At 46.2% G+C, this 19,312-nt stretch carries 12 protein-coding genes and 1 pseudogene; 10 read left to right on the forward strand and 3 right to left on the reverse strand.

What is annotated here, in order from left to right:
• Nucleotide 1 precedes the first annotated feature (1 nt).
• From DWW23_RS07475 to DWW23_RS07485, 3 genes are read right to left on the reverse strand one after another with little or no spacing between them, the layout of a single operon-like run.
• The gene (locus DWW23_RS07475) at nt 2-961 is read right to left on the reverse strand and encodes a GNAT family N-acetyltransferase (RefSeq protein ID WP_122352658.1); all 960 of its coding nucleotides are present in this window, start codon (nt 959-961) and stop codon (nt 2-4) included.
• Nucleotides 915-1,877 carry a DUF2156 domain-containing protein gene (locus DWW23_RS07480; RefSeq protein ID WP_122352659.1) on the reverse strand — a complete coding sequence of 321 codons (963 nt, stop codon included), beginning with the start codon at nt 1,875-1,877 and terminating at the stop codon, nt 915-917. The genes DWW23_RS07475 and DWW23_RS07480 overlap by 47 nt, the downstream gene beginning before the upstream one ends.
• A 50-nt stretch (nt 1,878-1,927) precedes the next feature.
• Nucleotides 1,928-3,787 carry an SLC13 family permease gene (locus DWW23_RS07485; RefSeq protein ID WP_122352660.1) on the reverse strand — a complete coding sequence of 620 codons (1,860 nt, stop codon included), beginning with the start codon at nt 3,785-3,787 and terminating at the stop codon, nt 1,928-1,930.
• 322 nt (nt 3,788-4,109) lie between these two features.
• Between DWW23_RS07485 and msrB the strand changes: the two are divergent.
• From msrB to DWW23_RS07535, 10 genes and pseudogenes are all read left to right on the forward strand, one after another.
• Nucleotides 4,110-4,568 (forward strand): annotated as a pseudogene (gene msrB / locus DWW23_RS07490) (peptide-methionine (R)-S-oxide reductase MsrB); the annotation flags it as partial.
• A gap of 63 nt (nt 4,569-4,631) precedes the next feature.
• On the forward strand, nt 4,632-7,049 hold the full coding sequence (locus DWW23_RS07495; RefSeq protein WP_122352662.1) for an outer membrane beta-barrel family protein: 2,418 nt from the start codon (nt 4,632-4,634) through the stop codon (nt 7,047-7,049).
• A 50-nt stretch (nt 7,050-7,099) separates the two neighbouring features.
• Complete coding sequence (locus tag DWW23_RS07500; protein ID WP_122352663.1) at nt 7,100-8,338, forward strand: site-specific integrase; 1,239 nt, start codon at nt 7,100-7,102, stop codon at nt 8,336-8,338.
• A 525-nt stretch (nt 8,339-8,863) separates the two neighbouring features.
• The gene (locus tag DWW23_RS07505) at nt 8,864-9,433 is read left to right on the forward strand and encodes a DUF3575 domain-containing protein (RefSeq protein WP_122352664.1); all 570 of its coding nucleotides are present in this window, start codon (nt 8,864-8,866) and stop codon (nt 9,431-9,433) included.
• Nucleotides 9,434-9,445: 12 nt separating this feature from the next.
• A complete protein-coding gene (locus DWW23_RS07510; protein WP_122352665.1) occupies nt 9,446-10,606 on the forward strand; it encodes a DUF3868 domain-containing protein in 1,161 nt (386 codons plus the stop codon).
• Nucleotides 10,603-11,544, forward strand: coding sequence for a FimB/Mfa2 family fimbrial subunit (locus tag DWW23_RS07515; RefSeq protein WP_122352666.1), 942 nt, complete (start codon nt 10,603-10,605; stop codon nt 11,542-11,544). Before DWW23_RS07510 ends, DWW23_RS07515 begins: the two co-directional genes overlap by 4 nt.
• A 42-nt stretch (nt 11,545-11,586) precedes the next feature.
• Nucleotides 11,587-14,049 (forward strand): DUF4906 domain-containing protein, encoded by a 2,463-nt coding sequence (locus DWW23_RS07520; RefSeq protein ID WP_122352667.1) that lies wholly within the window; start codon nt 11,587-11,589, stop codon nt 14,047-14,049.
• Between the two features lie 30 nt (nt 14,050-14,079).
• Complete coding sequence (locus tag DWW23_RS07525; protein ID WP_122352668.1) at nt 14,080-15,963, forward strand: fimbrial protein; 1,884 nt, start codon at nt 14,080-14,082, stop codon at nt 15,961-15,963.
• A gap of 1 nt (nt 15,964) precedes the next feature.
• Nucleotides 15,965-16,372: an HU family DNA-binding protein gene (locus tag DWW23_RS07530; RefSeq protein WP_233564286.1), complete on the forward strand. Its 408-nt coding sequence runs from the start codon at nt 15,965-15,967 to the stop codon at nt 16,370-16,372.
• Between the two features lie 22 nt (nt 16,373-16,394).
• A complete protein-coding gene (locus DWW23_RS07535) occupies nt 16,395-19,301 on the forward strand; it encodes a hypothetical protein (protein WP_122352670.1) in 2,907 nt (968 codons plus the stop codon).
• The last annotated feature ends 11 nt before the right edge of the window (nt 19,302-19,312 follow it).

Consider the following 19,312-nt stretch of genomic DNA (forward strand, 5'->3'; position numbering starts at 1 on the left):
ATTAATCCAGCATCAGACTCATATATGCTTCCCGGTTCGGGTATCCCATGACGATCCGGGTAAATGTTTGAATATCCATATCCTTCAGATTCTGCTCCGTTAAGGGACTATCCTTATGTGTAGACAGCCAGTGATGTCTTAACCTTTCGGTGTCGATAACTCGGGCCATCCCGAAAGGACGGGTTGCCGGTATGACCGGAGGGGTTTTGTAGGTTGCCCGATTTACATTGTTTTGTAGGGTCGCTTCCTGCAACAAAAGATTTGCCACCCGGTCGTCATCGTAGAAGAATTCTTTTACATACACCTGCTTTTTCTCTTCCGGAAGTGTGTTGTCCGGTGAAAGAACGAAAGCCATGCCGATCGGCTGGTCTTTTTCATTCAATGCGGTAAGCATTTGTCCTCCGTCCAGTTGCAAATCGCGCAGTATTGTTATAAAATCATCCTGGGTATGCAGTACACAACATTTTCTTTCACGGAGTTTCCGGTTGAAATACGCATATAATTTATCGATGGAAGGAACTTCCGGCGGAACGACCGTGATCTCGGGTGCATAAACGGGAGTTTCCGGGCGTGTGTAAACTTCTTCGGAATAATCGAACGCTTCCGTATATCCTTGTACACGGTAGTAGTCGAACAACCAGGGATCAGCAGGGATCAGAGCCGTTACGGCAACCGAACGGTATTTCATTTCCTCAAATGCATTCTGCAGGAGTTCCCGCATCAGTCCTTTACCCCGCATGGAGGGGAGGGTACAGGCGCCGGAGATATAAGCTACGGATATCTCTGTACCATAATAAGTCATTGTGTAAGGCAGCATCTGTAAGGCAGATACCACCTGTCCGTTCTTTTCGATGACCAGTGTATTCTCTTCTTTGTACACCCGGTCGAAATAAAGGCGAATGAACTCTTCTGAATCATTGAACGAGAGACGCCATAGATCGATTATTTGCTGCTTGTTCATCTTGTTTATTATTTTGCGTTTTCTTAATCGCGGCACTCTTTTCTAATAGTATGACCGGGTTATAAGAAAGTTTTGCTTTCCGCAATCCCGGGATACCGAGGTCCTCTTCGCGGTTAACGTAGATGAATTTTTCCGGCAGGCGCGATGCGAATTCCTGATTGATAACAGTGTAAGCACCCTCATAGTTCACATCCGCTTTTTCTACATGAACTCCGAATGTATCATGGTTGATCGGTGCTCCGAAGGTGAAGGCGATCACTTTTCCGTCTACCAGCAATGCGCCTCCGAGTAGTCCCAGTTCGTCGAAGTGATTAAGCGCATACGTCATGGAAATACGTTCGTAGTTCAGATCTTCGGCATCGTCTTCCGTTTTGTTGGCCTTATACCAGGTACATTCCAGTTTCAGGCATTGTTGGATCAGATCGGGAGTGATAGGCGCATATTCGTATTCATATCTTTTTTTGAAATTATTAATATGATTGCGCTTCGATTGATACTTTTTACCTTTCAGCAATGCCAGATCTTCACGCAGGTAGATATAATCGAAATAATCGCGTTCGGGAATATAGAAGAACCCGCCGGGCAATGCTTGCTCCAGTATATCTTTGGCATCCGGTGTGACTCCCAACATGCAAAGCGGGTGTCCATGTGCCAGGGAGTCTGCTTCGAGTAATTCCAGCGCGTGCTTCAGGTCTCCCTTTCCGGCAGGTGTCATGTAAACGAGACGGCTTTTATCTTCTATCCAAAAACGGATCAGCAGAAAACCATCGACAATGGCAAATTCGGTTTCATACAGAAAGCGCCAGCTGCAAATGTTGGCAAACGAATAATCGCAATTACGATAGTTATGAGGATAAATAAATGATGTTATAAGTTCTTTATCCTCTATTTTAATTGGTTTAAAAGGAATCTTCATACTTTTCTTTTTGTCGTACAAATATAAAACTAATAAGTGTCCGCTAATGTTTAAAACGGAAATATTAAAGGCAGCACAAAGATCATAATAATTCCCATAATAATCTGCAGAGGTAATCCGACTTTTACATAATCCATAAATGTATACTTACCTGCCGACATCACAAGCGCATTGGGCGGTGTAGAGAATGGCGAGGCAAAACACATACTGGCTCCGACCGTTACGGCAAGCAGGAACGGATAAGGACTTACGCCTATAGAAAGGGCTGACTGTAAAGCAATAGGTGCTACCAGTACGGCCGTTGCGGTATTACTGATAAACATCGTCAGTAGTGAAGTTGTGAAATAGATACCCGCCATCAGGACAAGTGGTCCGTAATTACCCAGGCCGCCAACCAGCTTTTCAGAGATCAGCGACGAGGCTCCTGTCTTTTCCAGTGCCAGCGACATCGGTAACATGGCGGCAATCAGGACAATGCTTTCCCAATTGATCGTTTTATATGCATCTTCTACGTTCCGAAAACAACCGGTCAGTACCATTAATATAGCAGCTATCAGTACGGCTGCGACAGGTGGAATAGGTATAAAATCGAAAACCATGGCAGCGATCATCAGGATCATGATACCGGCAGCAACAGGTGCTTTGTAGTCGAGTGTGACTTTGGATGCTTCTTCGACAGGTTGTCCCAATACTACCCATTGCGATTGTTTTTTGCTCATGCGGGCAATATCATCCCAGTTCCCTTGTATCAGCAGAAGATCTCCCGCGTGCATCTTTACATCCTTTACATCGGATAGGATATATTCGTTACCCCGTTCTATTCCCAGGATATTGACGGAATATTTATCGCGGAAACCGGAATCTTTGACAGCCCTGTTGATCAGCTTGGAATCGGGCATCAATAAAACTTCTGCAATCCCGATTTCACGGACACTTAGTTTTTCATTATCACCGGTAAATTCGGAGACCTTGGATTCGGTTAGGTCCAAATGGTTTTCTTCAACGAACTTATTAATATTATCGAAGCTGCCGAATACATATAATATATCTTCTTCCTGTATTTCTGTGTCGGGACCGGCCAGTTTCTGGTCGACTGTTTTCATGAAACGGCTCTGTGAGGAAGATTTACGCCTGATCTCCAGAATTGTCAGATTGTATAGACTGGTGATATTCAATTCCTGTAGTTTCTTGTTCCGTATTCGTGAATCTTTATGGACACGTACACGGTACAGATTATCGGAAAGGCTATACTTGTTTGCCAGTTCCTGCGGTGAACGTCCGGTAGACGCATCGTTCTTTTTAGTATCTTCTTTTTTGGAGAGGAACCATTTGCTGAGCGGGATCAGAATAATGACACCGACAGTTATACAGACGATACCGATTGGAGTGAACGAAAAGAAGGACAGGTCTTTATAGCCTGCATTGGAAAGTGCTTCCTGTACAACGAGGTTGGGAGGGGTACCGATCAGAGTCGCCATACCTCCCATACTACTTGCGAATGCTAAAGGCATCAGGAAACGGCTCGGGCTGATATTGGCATTTACAGCCATACTAACAACGATAGGTAGCATAAGGGCAACGGTTCCTGTGTTGCTGACGAACGCCCCGATAAAGGCTGTTACCAACATGATCAGAATGAAAAGTTTAATCTCGCTGGTACCTGCCAGCTGCAATATTTTACTGCCGATCATTTTGGCCAGGCCGGTCTTGAAGATCGCACCGCCTACCACAAACAGACCGACCATCATAATAACGACGGAGTTGGAAAAACCTGAAAGTGCCTCTTCAGGAGTCAGGATATTGAACACCATTAATAAGACCAGGGCACATAGTGCAACGAGGTCTGAACGTATTTTCCCATTAACAAAAAAAACTGCCGACAAGGCCAGAATAATAAGAGTTGTTATCATAAAAAGTTATTAAGATGGTTTTTACTAAACACAAAATCCCACTGTAATATAAACCGGAAAGTTTGTTTATATGTTTACCTAATACCTGATTTTAGTACAAAAATAGTAGAAACATTGATACTATAATACATATCCGCCTGCCAAATCCGAGTTTGGTCATCAACCAAATACTGGTATGGATTGTTTCCTGTAAAATAAAGATATAGTGGATAGGGATATGAAGTATTTGATTATTATATATATGTTTTTATATCAGTTGCCAGGTTTTGCTCAAGACAGAAAAAATATGAATTCTAATAAAAAGGAGAAAGTGACAATGGAAAAGACAACTTATCAAAAGCCGGACGATGCAGCCTTACGGAATATATTGACCGATGAACAGTATGCAGTAACCCAGAAGAATGCAACCGAACATCCTTTCCGTAACGAATATTGGAATGAATTTCGTGAAGGTATTTATGTCGACATTACGACAGGTGAACCTTTATTCATCTCTACCGATAAATTCGATTCTGACTGCGGTTGGCCCAGTTTCTCGAAACCGATCGACAAAAAACTGGTAAAGGAAAAACTGGATACTTCGCATGGTATGACGCGTGTGGAAGTGCGCAGCCATACAGGTGACGCGCACCTGGGGCATGTTTTTACCGATGGTCCGGCAGAGTCAGGGGGCTTGCGTTATTGCATAAATAGTGCTTCGCTACGTTTCATCCCTAAAGATAAGATGAAAGCGGAAGGATATGGTGAATATCTTTCTTTATTAGAGAAAACACATAAATAATTGCATGGCTGCAATGAATATATTATCTTCGCGGGATTGTTAACAACGACTGATGTGAAGAGAATGAAGAAGTGTTTTTATCTCATTGTGGCCTTATTGTGTTTTAGTCTGTCTGTTTCCGCTGCTCCGATATCCCGTATCAAAGGGAAAATTGTGGATGCCGGAACAAATCAGCCATTAGATTTTGCGGATGTGCTCCTGTTTAAAAAGGGAGACAGTAATCCTGTGTTCCATGCTTTGCCTGACAGGGACGGAAGTTTTGGTATCGCAGATGTGAAGAACGGAGAATATAGCCTGATGATCCGGCTGGTAGGATATGATTTGTTTACCCGTCCGGATATTGTGCTGGCATCGTCGTCGGCTACTGTCGATCTGGGAACGATCGCTATGAAGCCGCTGGAAGTCGGACTGGCGGAAGTAGAGGTCGTGGCACAGAAGAAGCAGGTGATATATAAACTCGACAAAAAAGTGATCGAAGCCTCTTCGAATATGCTGGCGAGCGGAGGGACGGCGGTCGATATCCTCGAAAATACACCTTCTATCCGTGTGGATGCAGAGGGGGAAGTCTCTTTCCGTGGAAGTACAGGCTTTACCGTTTATGTGGACGGTAAGCCGAGTGTTTTCAGCGGAACTCAGGCTTTGGAACAGATTCCTTCCGGACATATCGAAAATATAGAGATCATCACCACCCCGTCTGCCCGCCACGATACGGGAGGCGATGTCGGGATTATCAATATCATTACCAAGAAGCATGCGCAACACGGATTCAGCGGAATGGTGAACCTGACGGGAAGTACTTTCCTTTCAAGAGGAGTCGATTTCCTGCTTACCCAACAGAATAAATCTTCCCGATGGTATTTCGGCGGAGGCTGGACCGACCGTTTGCGAAAGAGTGATTTCGACCAGGAAAAGACGACGATCGTAGCCGATACGGCAACGACCTCCCATTCGAACGGACCGCGTGAGAGTAATAATTTCAATTACTCGTTGAAAGCCGGTTGGATGTATACTTTGCCTCATACAACATTCAATGCCGACCTGGAAGGTGGCTACGGGGGCCGTACCCGTAACGGTGACCTGGACTATACGGAAGAACGTGTTGTCGATAAGAAGCCTTTCGAGAACGGAGATTATTACAGCCGCGACGATTACGACCTGCATGAAACATATTTCCAGGGAAGTGTCGGTTTCGACCATAAATTCAATGACCAGGGACATCAACTTACAGGAAGTTTTTATCTGAAATACGGTGGCAATGCGATGGAATATTTCCAGAGCGACCTCTTCAATAAGAATAATGAGCGCGAGCAGGGGCATCGTGCCTGGGAAGACGAACACCGCTGGACAGTACGTGGAAATCTCGATTACCTGTATCCGTATAGTAAAACCGGACATATCGAGGCCGGTTATCAGTATTTCTCCTATCTGGAGGACGGCGATTACAGTATGCAGTTCTGGAGTCCCGAGAAGCAGGAGTTTTACTGGAGGGATGATATCTACAATACTTTTTATTTTCAGCACGGCATCAATTCGATCTATGCCATTGTCGGCGACAGTTATAAGTCGTTCGATTTCCAGGCTGGTGTAAGAGGGGAACATACACATCGTGTTCTCCGCAGTTCGATTCCCGGAAAGAACCGTGAATATAATAAATTCGAGTTTTTCCCTTCGGTTCACCTGGGATATACTTTCCCGAAAGATCATAAACTGATGGCATCCTATTCACGCCGTATCACGCGTCCGGAGCTTTTCTTTATGGAGCCTTATATTACGTATCGTGACTATTATTCGGCCGAGATCGGTAACCCGGATATCCGTTCGGAATATATCAACTCTTTTGAGCTAAACTATAAGAAGAATATCGGCGACCATACGGTTTCCGCCACTGTGTTTCACCGTAGCCGGAAAGATAAGATAGAACGGTTACGTGTTCCTTATCAGGCTGGCGTGACATTGGATTCTATGGCAAATGTGGGACATGATTATTCAACCGGACTGGAGTTGAGCGGTCAAGTTCAGCTGACCCGCTGGTGGAACATGAACCTGAATGGTAGTTTATATCATTATAAGGTAAAGAACCAATACAAACAGGATGGAACGAACGAGAAAAGTACTAATTACGATATTATCTGGAATAATGCTTTCGATCTGGGAAAATCGACCCGTATCCAGTTGGATGGGAATTTTGTTGGCCCGTCGGTTACCACACAGGGGCGAACGGATGCTTTCTGGTATGTGAATCTTGCTCTCCGCCAGCAATTGATGAATCGTAAACTGTCGGCTACACTTGCCTTCCGCGACGTATTCAATTCTGCCCGTTATGTAAGTAAGATAACTACTTCAGACTTACAATCCATCACCCGTATCCGTCCGAATTATCCGCTTATCACCTTGACTTTGAGTTATACATTCAATAACTTCAAAGCCAAGACTACTCAGCGGAAAGAGGATCACGATCTGTTTGAAGGAACGAATCATTGATCAAAGCTTCTTTCATTTTGTTATATTGAACAACTAAATGAAAGAAGTCTATGTATACAGTCTCAGTAAAAATTAAAAGAGGTATATCCGTATCCGAAGAAAAGCGCATGCCGCTTTACGTGCAGCTGATTTACCGTCGTGAAACGCGGAAGATCCGGTTACCCTACCGCGTCTCCGCTGGTGAATGGCTAAGTGAAAGGGAAGAGGTGCATACTCCTGTCGGAAGTGAGGTGGAACGGAGTGAAGAGTTGCGCGTCATGCGCGAACATCTGGTCCGTGATTGCCGTACGGTCCGTCAGGTGGTCTGCTCGATGGAGAAGAAGAAAGTGTTTACGCTGGACGATATCGTGGCAGCGTGTAAGGAACGGTTCACGGTTTCCAACCTGACAAAATATGTGGAGAAACTGATTGGGGAACTGTTTGCCGTAGGTAAGGATCAAACGGCCCGTCATTACCGGAGCACACTGAATTCTTTTCTCCGTTTCCGTCAAGGCAGTGACTTGCGCCTGGATGAACTGGACCCTGTTCTCGTGAAAGAATATGAATCTTATTTGTTCGGTACGGGACTTTGTGCCAATACGGTCTCTTTTTATCTTCGCGTGCTGCGTTCCGTCCTGAACCGTGCGGTCAGGGAAGGTCTGGTGGAAGCGGTTCCGATGCTTTTCAGCCATGTTCATACCCGTATTGAGAAAACGCGTAAACGTGCGGTGGAGGAAAAAGTAATCCTTGAACTTGCCGCCCTGCCACTGCCGTCTCCGGGACTGTCCCTTTGCCGCGACCTATTCCTTTTCTCTTACTATGCCCGTGGAATGGCTTTTGTCGACCTGGCCCACTTAAGGCGTGAGAATATCCGTGGCGGTAAGATCGTTTATGTCCGGCGTAAAACCGGTCAGGAACTACAAATACAATTGTTACCTGTGATGAAACAGCTTCTGTCGCGTTACCGGGATGCTTCGAGTCCCTATCTGTTTCCGGTACTGAAAAGTGCCACTCCCTCCCGAAAGGAGTATGAAAGTGCGCTCCGTCTTCAGAATAAGCGTCTGAAAAAGTTGGGAAGTTTGGTCGGGTCGGACCTATCCACTTATACAGCACGGCATAGCTGGGCAAGCGTGGCCCTGGAAAAAGGTATATCCGAAGAACTGATCTCGAAAGGCATGGGCCATGAGTCTGTTAAAACGACACGTATTTATATAGCCTACCGGAATACCTCGCAGATCGACCGTGCCAATGAGATAGTTATATTAGGAAGAAATTGTAAATCAAGGCTACCCCGTGGAGTTGTCCTGTAAGGGGAATTCTGTCTCTTGGTAAGAGACGGAACGGTGAAGGCAGTTTGTGTTAAAACTTCGCAAATGTACTAACTCTTTTTTATATATACGTTATTGGCACCTATGTTTTTTCGCATAACCAGCCTTAATATTCATTGTGTTTATGAATATCATTACAAAAATTAAGAAAGAAAGCCGGTTGCTTTAGCTTCTCTCTCAGCTGGCTGTATCTATTCTTTTTTGTTGTTCTCGGTCTGTTTCTTTCTGATAATCTGTTGTTTATGAATTGTTGTCTTCTTTTCCTCCTGCATTGAATGTCGGATTATCTTTTCTTTCCCATGAAAAACAATCACTTTTCAATAGTCCGTCCAATCCTTTTACCAATTTTTGTTTTTTGAATGTTGTCCGGGGATGCTTTTTATGTATAAAGAGCCCGGGGGTAAATAGCTAAAAGTGTTGCCGGTAGCAGGTTGTTGTTTCTACCGTTCCGTCTCTTACCAAGAGACGGCCCCGGTGCAGATGGTAACCTAATCTGGTATTAATATAATGTATAGGGCTCTTTATTTACCGCTATTATCTATCATATTTCTTCTCTCCTCTGTCCCAAGTTTATGGGGACAGCAGAGCGTATTGAAAACGAATGTGCTGTATTGGGCAACGACTACGCCCAATGGTGGAGTGGAGCTGGGATTGGGACGTCGTTTCTCCGTCGACTTGTGGGGCGCCTATAATGCATGGAAGTTTTCCAATGAAATGAAATTGAATCTTTATCTGGTACAACCAGAAATCCGTTTCTGGCCCTGCCGTAAGTTCGAGGGTCATTTTGTGGGTGTACATGGTCATTACGGTCACTTTAACATTGGAATGCTCCCGTTCATTTCGGGGTTGAGGGATAATGTATTGAGGGGAGACCTGTATGGCGGTGGTCTCACCTACGGCTACCACTGGGCGTTCGGTGACCGTTGGGGCGTGGAAGCCTTTCTCGGTTGTGGTTATGTTTCGATGAAGTACACCAAATATCGGTGCTCGGAATGTGCCGAACCTGTCGGAGCTTATACCCGTAATTATTTCGGGCCTACCCGTCTTGGTTTCTCCGTGATCTATTTCTTACGTTAAATCTTTTAGCTGATGAAACAAGTTCTACTATATAATATATATGTATATATCGTTTACCTTTTCCTGCTGCCTGCCGGTTGCATGAAAGCGCAGGGTATCCGTATCGTTCCGCAACGGATATCAGTGAAGAACGACAGCCTGCATGTACAACTCCGAATGGATTTGAACGAGGTGAGGGTGGGGCGTAGCAGGGCCTTTATCTTTACGCCGCAATTATTGGGAGAGGGGAAGCAACAGCTTTCTTTACCTGCCGTTGTAATCAGCGGCTCGATACGCGATCGTCAGGATCGTCGGGAGGCAGCACTTTCTCTCTGTAAAGAATGTACTGTTCCTTATCTTCGTATCCGTGACAGCCGGAATGTTTCTAAAAATATCACTTACCATATTTCCATACCTTATGCCTCATGGATGCGGCATGCCATGTTGCTATTGAAACAGGAAAGTCGTGAATGTTGCGGCAATGAACTCTTGGCGGTAGATACGCTGCAATGCGATTTGGGTTTGTCTGCTGTGGCAGGTATTCCTCAATTGCCTGTTGTAAAGATGAAACCGCATCCGGAAGAAGCAGTGAAACCGAAAGTCGTAAAACCGGAACCGGCAGCTGTTACAAGACCAAAGTCAACAATGGTTTCAACGTCAAAAGTAGCATCTGCAACTACTGAGAGTGTGGTACTCTATTTTGATTACCCGATTGGAAAGGACGATATTCATCCCGACCTAAAAAACAACCGTTATGAGATCGACAAGATTGACCGGTTGATTGCCCCCCTACAGAGAACGCATTTTACATCTGTCAAGTCCATCCGTATCTGCGGTTATTGCTCGCCTGACGGTAATTATGGGGATAACGAACGTCTTGCTGAAGCCCGTTCGCGTTTCTTCTCCATTTACCTGCGTAGTATGTACGGCGTTCCCCGCGGACTTGTCAAGGTCTCATCGGTGGCGGAAGACTGGGAGGGGTTGGTGGATCTTTTGATGCGTGATAATCCTCCTTACCGTGATGCCGCCTTGCGCGTAATATCCCGCTATGGTATTTTCAACGGACGGGAAAAGTATTTAATGGAATTGCAGGGAGGTTCTCCCTATAAAGATATGCTGAGACATTTTTTTCCGAAGCTGCGGCGCATCGAGGTGATCGTTCGTTATGAAGAGGATAAAACGGAGGTGGAATGAATAAGATGGTGGAGATAGCATACCTGTTGCTGGCGGTGGTCTTATGCGGTTGCACATTTGGCGATGAACCGGGTGTCTGTCCGTATACGACACGGCTTGATTACTGGTATGCAGGCAACAGCAGTGAAAATATGCTTCCGGTCTATGTAGACAATCTCCGCCAGTATCTTTTTGATGAAAGAGGTGATCTTCTCAGTGTGGTTACTTTGCGGGGTGACACAATCCGCAGTTGGCAGGGAAATCTGGAAGAGGGTGACTATACCGTCGTTCTCTGGGGCAACCTGGCAGAAGACGGCAGTGATGACCTGGATGTACAGCCGCTGACCGATCGTCACCTTGCAGATATGACACTTAGCGCTGTTACAGCCGAGGCTCCACCGGCCTACCGCCGCAATACGGGTCGACTCTATTACGGCTATCTGTCTTTCCATGTAGAGGAAGGGAAAATGTTTCGCCGACGTGTCTATCTCTCGCATGCGCATGCATCATTGCATGTGACGGTACAATGGATGGCGGATGCCCCGCCGGAGGGAGGCACTTACCGGATGCGTATGAAAGGGCTGGCATCGGAGTATGGTTTCATGAAGGGCTGGGAGAGTGAGCCGTTCACTTCGGGAGGTAGCTATACGGTGCCGTATATCGGAACTTCCGAGATCAGCCACGAGACACGTGCCGCAATGAGTTACGATGGTGAAGTGATAGGCGATTTCGTCACTTTCCGGTACACTTCCGACACTCACCAGCTATGGAGCCTGTGGCGGAATGACGAGTGTATCATCGGTGACCTCGATCTACATCGTTTTTTTTCGAAAAAACCGATGAACATGGATCGTAATGTGGAGCAGGAATTCGAAATCCTGGTAACGGTCTACGAAGACAAAATCATCGTCTCGGAAATAACCGATTCCGATTGGGACGAGGGTGGGGCGATAGGATAAAAGAGATTTATAAACATATAGTATTCACTTAAAAAAGTAGTTATGAAAAAGACGTATTTGATGTTGCTTTTGGCCCTGGCTGGGTTGGGAAGCAGTTGTACGAATGAAGACGGGACTGAGGGTGTAACCCCTTCGGGCGATCCCGGTGAGATTCAGTTGGTATTCAGCGGAAGCGGAGAAGAAGAGGAATATACGAAAGCGATAGCCTCTGACAGTGAGAACAAGATCAGCAAATTAGATGTGTACCTGTTTGGTGCCGCATCAGCATCTACCAATGATGCAGACTACCATTACATTGAAACCTGGAAAATGACGGAAGCAACACCGACTGGTAACCAGTTTATATTGCAGCCTTCCGGTTCGTCGTGGACAGCCTCCATCAAGCCGAACGAACTGAAAGGGCTTCCGTATCTGACATTGGTTTGTGTGGCTAACCAGGATAAACTCTTCAATGCGGATGGTACTGATTTTGCAACCTTGGGCGCGGTTACGACGGATGCTGTAACTGGTGATATCACTGCAGCCGGTACGACCTTGGATGCATTCAAAGCCGCTTATACGGCTAAGATGGCAGATCCTGCAACTGATTTTATCAAAACCCCGCTGGCAATGACCGGAACGGGAACGACAAAGATCAGCGGCAGTGTCTCGAAAGTCGCCATTACGTTGAAACGAATTGTTGCCCGTTTCGACATCGACAACACGACGTCGACTTCGCAGTTGACTATCGAACAGGTGTCGATGGGGAAAGGCCGTTCGAACGGTTCACTTTTCGGAGCGACACTGACGGATGCAGCAGCCGGTGATCTGGTTACTTATAAGGATGTCGATTTCACAGGTGAGAACGCCAATCAGGGAACCCTTGAAAGTGCCATCTACGTATATCCGAATATTCCCGGCGATGAGAGTTTCCTGATCATCAAGGGTAAATACAAAAGTCCGTCTACCGGTGAACAGATAGCCGTCACTTACAATATCCCGGTTGTTAAAACGCCTGCTGATGCCCAGCCGGATGATCCTGCGAACTATATCGCTATCAATGCCAACAGCCGTTATAAGCTCCGTATTACCGATGTAACCGAATCAAATATCTATTCCACTTTCGAGGTGGAAGACTGGACATCGGGTGGTGGTATCATCATCAAACCGGATAATACGAAGCCTGAATTTAACAAGTTTGCAGGAACTAACCCGCCGACAGATCTTACGGGAGGTTACTACCGCACCTTGGCTGACGGAACATTCGACATTGTGATGACCTCGACCGGAGAACTGGAATACAGCCGTTCACTGGTAACGAAAGCCGGTGATGAAATAGACTGGCTGACCGTCGGGACACCGACCACTGAACAGAAAGACGGACTGACGATAACGACCTTCCCGGTCACTATAGCCGATGCTACCGGCAAGCGTCCTGTCTCGCTTACCTTCATCAATCAGGCAGCCTCTTACGATCCCGACTTGCAGACAACGTTGACTTTCGTCGGTCCGGAAGCCGCTCCTGTAGTAAGCGAAGTTGTCGAAGGGCATAGTGAGGGCAATTCTGTGGATGTAACGTCGCCGGATGCTCCCGAAGCCACCATGGTCAAAGCGGTGGGCAGCTACATCTCATTGAACGTCTTCTGTGTGGACGGTATAGCCGATATAACCTCTCCGACGGGTTATTCTGTAACTGAGGTCGCAACCGAAGGCTTTACGACTACTTATCGTGTGGCTATAACAGATGCCGGTACAGCAGCCGACAATGCAACAATCGAATTCAAGAACAAAGCAGCCGATAGCAACATGGTTACATTGACCATCAAGCATAAAAAGGCTTCCCAACCTTCGATTGTAGCAAACGATAACGGAAGTTATACGAATAGTTCATATAATGACGGCACGCTTGGCGGAACAGTCGGTGCCGTGACAGCGGATATGTACCTGATCGACGGAAGTACGATTTACGTCAAGGCAACTTGTACGGAAAGTGTGGCAGCCGGTGCGGTGACGGTGGCTGCCCCTGCAGGTGTTACGGTAACAGAAGAAACGGCTGTCCCCGGAATATTTAAGATCGAAATACCGACAGCGGCATCCCTGATAGCCGGAACGGCGGTAACAGTTACGTTCAAGAATGCAACGGACGAGACGGTCACCTCTACGTTGGAAATCACTCCTAAAAGTGCCAAACCGACAGTAAGTTTAACAGATAACGCATCCGGTGCCGTAACAGAGTTAGATGGTACCTGTACGGTTGATTTGGGATCATTGTCAACGAATACTTTCACCCTTACCGTTACTGCCCCTAAAGGAGCAACGGTGGATCTGACAACCCCGCTTACCGGCAAGTGGTTGGAGTTAGACAGTGGTGATACCGGTAAAACAACGATCACGGCAGGTGCTTCTGAAACATATATGCTGAAAGCTGCCGGGGATACTTCGTCCAATGATGATGTTGTTTTAACCTTCACCAACACCGTTTCCGGCGGTGGAGACCTGACAGTAACCCTGAAGAAGAAAATCTAGCTCAAACATAAATATTAAAACAAGTATATAATGAACTTATTCAAACATATTCCCTTGCTCGCCGCCAGCCTTCTTTTGGCCGCCTGCACCAGCGAGAATACGCTGGAAACCACGACTCCGCCGGACGAGGGTGGAACGTCGGACGGTAACACCCGTGAAGTCTTGCTGTCACTTAAGAACAAGCTTCAAGTGATTCCGGTCGAAACCAAAGCTGCCGGTGATCCTATCGCCACGACAGCCGAGAACCATATCTATAGTCTCGATGTCTACGTCTTCGGCTCTAAAACGGAAGACGGCGATTACACATTCCAGCAACAGTTCTATTACCGGGAAGATGCCCGCCAAACCGTTTCCGGCGATTATGCCACCAGCTTCACCCTGAATACGGGCGCCGACAACTCGACCGCCCTGCTACGCATGAAGAAAGGTCTTTTTGTGAAGGTTTACTGCATCGCCAACAGTACGAAACTGATCCAGACTGGTGGAACCGAATTCGATGCTTTCAAGGGATTGATACAGAGTAATCCGGGCCAGGCGGGCAACACCATTACCGATGGTGTGCCTACTGAAAGTGATTTCAAAACTTTCCATACACCGGCCTTGCAGGCAGATGTCGCCGATGATGTGCTGCTCACGCCGCTGCCAATGACGGGAGCCTACACCACGCCTCTCGACTTGACTGACTTCTCTGTCTCTGCCCGTACGCAACTGGGCTTCAAACTGACCCGTATGGTTGCCCGCTTCGATGTGACGAACGATGCGGAGAAATCGAAGTTCACGATCCAGTCGGTGAGTATGGGTAACGGACGTACCGGAGCGAGCTATTTCCCAGTGAAGGTATTGGGTTCGACTCCCGCTGTTGGAGGTGACCTGATCACTTACCCGGAACGCGAATACACCGCCGACCAGACTACTGCCCAACCCAAAGGCACGGGTATCTTCTATTCTTACCCCAGCCCTGTAGAGGATGGTGGTTATCTGATCCTGTCAGGAACCTATGCCGCCAACAAAACGGAGGAAATTCCCGTCACCTACAAAGTTCCTTTTAAACCTGCAGCGGATGCGACAGGTAATTATATCGAAGTAGCCTACAACCACCGTTATACGGTCAATATCACAGAAGCCGACGAGTACCACCTCGACTTCACCCTGAAGGTTTCCGATTGGACGGATGAGGGCGATATAGACGACTATAAACCGGAAAACGACTTTACGAAAGATGCTCTGGCACTGTCAGGAGCAGGTAACACGGCGGATGTCAAACTCCTTTCCGATGGAAATATTGTGATGGATGCAAGTACATCGTCAACGGGAACATTGTCCTTTACTATTGCCGGTAACCATACGGCCCCTTCTGCAATTGTCGAAAAGCTGGATTATGCCGGTGGAAATGAATGGCTGGTGATAGACGGTGAGAGGACGACTGTGACGAAAGCCTCGACACTGACTACGTTCAAATATAAGATGTCTGACGGTATAGCCGATATGGATGATTTCCGTGCGGTAACGATCCGTTTGAGTAATAAGGCCAGTGGAAAGAACCTGGATATCCGGGTGATACCCACCGATTTGTCGGGCCCTGAGATTACGCTGGAAGCAGTAGAAGGCAGTTCGTATGATCCTGCCACCGGAACAGTTACGATCACCAACACGAACGATCAGAGCTTCAAACTGAAAGTGTCTGCTGTGACGTTGGGTGATGAAGGGAAGACGACGGGCAGCAGTGTTGTTATCGGAACACCTTCCTGGCTAACAGTGGATGAAGCCGGTAAAACGGAGGCCGAGGGCATTTACACGTTCACTCTGGGATCGGTACAAAGTCCCGGAACAACGAACACGCTGACATTCACTTCGACAGCCACAAATGGAACAACAGTTGTACATGTCGCCCTGGCAGAACCGGTAACTCCGTAAAGTGAAAGTCACTAAGGTTCTTACTTTCGTGCCGGTTGTAACCTTTTCCCACCGGAGAAGGGAGGGAGTTACAACCGGCTCCTTTAAACAGATAGAAATAAACAATCAGAATACAATAACAATGAACAAACACGATCTCATCATCGCTCTTTCCGAGCGGTTATCGTTGCCACAGACGGAGTGCCTGCGCATCGTCAATGCATGGCAGCAAGTGATTGAGGAAAGACTCGTAGAAAACGACAGGATCATCCTGCAGGGTTTCGGCACGTTTAGTCCGTGGGTACAGGTGGAGCGCGATGGTCGTAATCCCCGTACGGGCGAACCCTACGTGATCGCCCCGCGCATCAGCGTAAAGTTTAGACCGGGTAAGTACCTGCTACAGGCACTGAATCCGGAAGAAGACAAGTAATGAATATTAAAAAGCAACAACAATGAGAACATTCAATAAGTTATACGGAATCCCTCTTCTGTCGCTTCTATTATCTGTTGCCGCGTGCACCAGTGAGACGGAAGAACCGGGTGGAAAGCCGGATAGTGGCGGAATTCAGGACGGCACTCCCCGTCGGGAGGTATTACTGACACTGAAAAACAAACTTTCGGTACCCCGGACAAAAGCCGGTGATGCCATTGCGACAGCCGCTGAGAATAAAATCTCGTCACTCGATATCTACGTCTTCGGCAGTAAAACCGAAGACGGTGTCTATACCTATCAGGAACGTTTCTGTTACCGTGAGAATAGTAGTGAGATACCTGTCGGTGATGATGTGACGGCATTAGACCTGAACGCCAAAGATGCTGACGGAAAAGAAACAACAGCCTTGATCTCCCTGAAAAAAGGCCTCTTCGTTAAACTCTATTGCATTGCCAATCAGCGTGAACTGATCGATCCGGCAACAAACCTGGCATATGCCGGTTTTAGTCCTTTGATTCAGTCTAATCCGGGACAGACGAATAATACGGTGACGGCAGGAGTACCGAAGGAAGACGATTTCAAGTTACTTCAAAGTGTACAGCTCGACCCGGCTTCGCCAACCGATGTGTTGCTGACACCATTACCAATGACCGGTTCTTATGCCACACCTCTCGACTTGACGGACTTTTCTGTTTCGGCGCGTTTACAACTGGGTTTCCGCCTGACCCGCTCGGTTGCCCGTTTCGATGTGGTGAACGAAGCGTCGACTTCAAAGTTTACAATCGAGTCGGTTAGCATGGCGAATGGTCGTAAGGGGGTGAGCTTTTTCCCGCTGACGGTAACGGGTAAACTGCCGGATGCTGATGCAGGCGACCTGATCACTTATCCTGCCCGTAAGTTCGATGGAGAGAAAGCCAATGAAGGTGTCTGTACGGGTGCTTTCTACACCTGGCCGAGTCCCGCCGCGGACGGTGGTTACCTGATCCTGAGCGGAATATATGCCGCCAACCAGACGGAGAATATCCCTGTCACTTATAAAATTCCATTCAAACCTGCAGCGAATGAAACCGGTAATTATATCGAGGTTTCCCAAAACCACCGTTATACTGTTGAGATCACAAAAGCTGACGAGTACAAACTAGACTTCACTATCGATGTTGCCGACTGGACAGACGAGGGCAATATCGACAATTATGAGCCGGGGGGAGATACGGATAAAGATGGTTTCACGATCACTCCGGTAACAGGTGATATGACTTATGATAAACCATCCCGTACTGTAACCATGTCTATTGTGGACGGAACGCAGTTTACTATAGAAGGAAACTCTCCGACCGGTTATTATACCACGATGTATTATGAAAATGGGGACTTGGCGCATCAATGGTTGGAAATGGACCCGAAAGCAGATAATATGACAAAAGCAGATGTTGTTCCATCTACATTCACTGTAAAGAAAAATGCTGCCTATAAAGGGACAAAATTCCCAATCGCAACAATTCGTTTTACCGACAAGATTACGGCGAAAGAAACGATTGTGATTGTTCAGCCGATAGCGAATCCCGTAGTCAAAGGTGTAACTCACACCGAAGGTAGTAGTTTCAATGACAATGAAGTCTTACTAAATAAGACGAGTACAGTTACTGACCCCAGTGTAACAGTAAGTGTTTTTGCATCGGGCGGAAGTGAATTGGAAAATATACCTGATTGGTTGAAAGTCTCTCCGGCTAGTTCGCAAACTTTATCTAATGCTCCATATGTATTTACTGCAGATGTTTCGAATGCAAGTTTCCCCAACCCATTCCCGGCAGATGGCGTTACGATTACTGTTAAAAATACAGGAGACAAAAGCAAGACTCAGGATATAACCATAAAAATGAAGTCGAATGTAACTGTTTCCTGTGCTGCTGCGGGGCAGGCGGAATACGACACAAATAGTAATGCTATTCGATTATATAATGATGAAAATGCTAAGGTGACTCTGAATGTCAATTCAATAGGGGGAACAGAGTTGGTTAATAAACCGGATTGGCTGACAGTAACTGACGACAGTAATAAAAATGATGGAAAATATACATTTTTTGTTGCTAATAATGGAACGACAGGAGTGAATCAGAAAGTTACTTTTCGGAATAAAGTCGATAATACGATTGTGAGTAAAGAATTTACAGTATATTCAAATAGCAAGAGTGCAATAATATTTAGCAATTATGATGATAATTCCTCTTATTCTTCAATAGATAATATAAATAATTCAACACCTATAATTACATATTTTCCATGTGCTGATTCTTATTGTCAATTTACAGTCATTTCGCCGAAAGGAGTCACTGTGGGCACAAATCAATCGTGGGCTAATGCAACAATTACCTCTACTACAACTCTTTCATCGGGGAATAGGCAGAGTGTAGTAAAGATAACCAGAACAAACAATGATACTTATTATGATGATTTGAGACAGAGCAATATGACGGTTACATTTTCTAATATATATCCCGGACAAGCCGCTAAGACAATTATTGTTTCACAGAAATCAGTTGTATTTCCAGGAAGTAAAGTGCCAGCTAATAGAATAGATGGAAATGCAGTTTATTATGTGGCTCCTGTTGAGCAAGGTGGAGGTTATATGAATTATCAGGATATGCGTAATAAATATCCATGTCCTTCTCCTTGGAAAAAACCTTCTTCCACCGATTTTAAAAAGATGGTAAAGAGAGAAGATTTTAATATAACCAACACAGCTATGATACCCTGGTCTGGTACACTTGGTGCGCAAATTAAGGCAGCTTATCCTGGTGATAGAAATATATGGTGTTCAGACGATATTGTTTATGTTTTCCGGGTACGTACTAAAGATGGATGGGGATTCTATAGTTGGCAGGAGGGTGCTACTGCTGCAGTTCGTTGTGTAAAAGATGATCAATAAATATACCTAAC

The organism is Parabacteroides sp. AF14-59 (assembly GCF_003479515.1).
Taxonomy (GTDB): Bacteria; Bacteroidota; Bacteroidia; order Bacteroidales; family Tannerellaceae; genus Parabacteroides; species Parabacteroides faecis.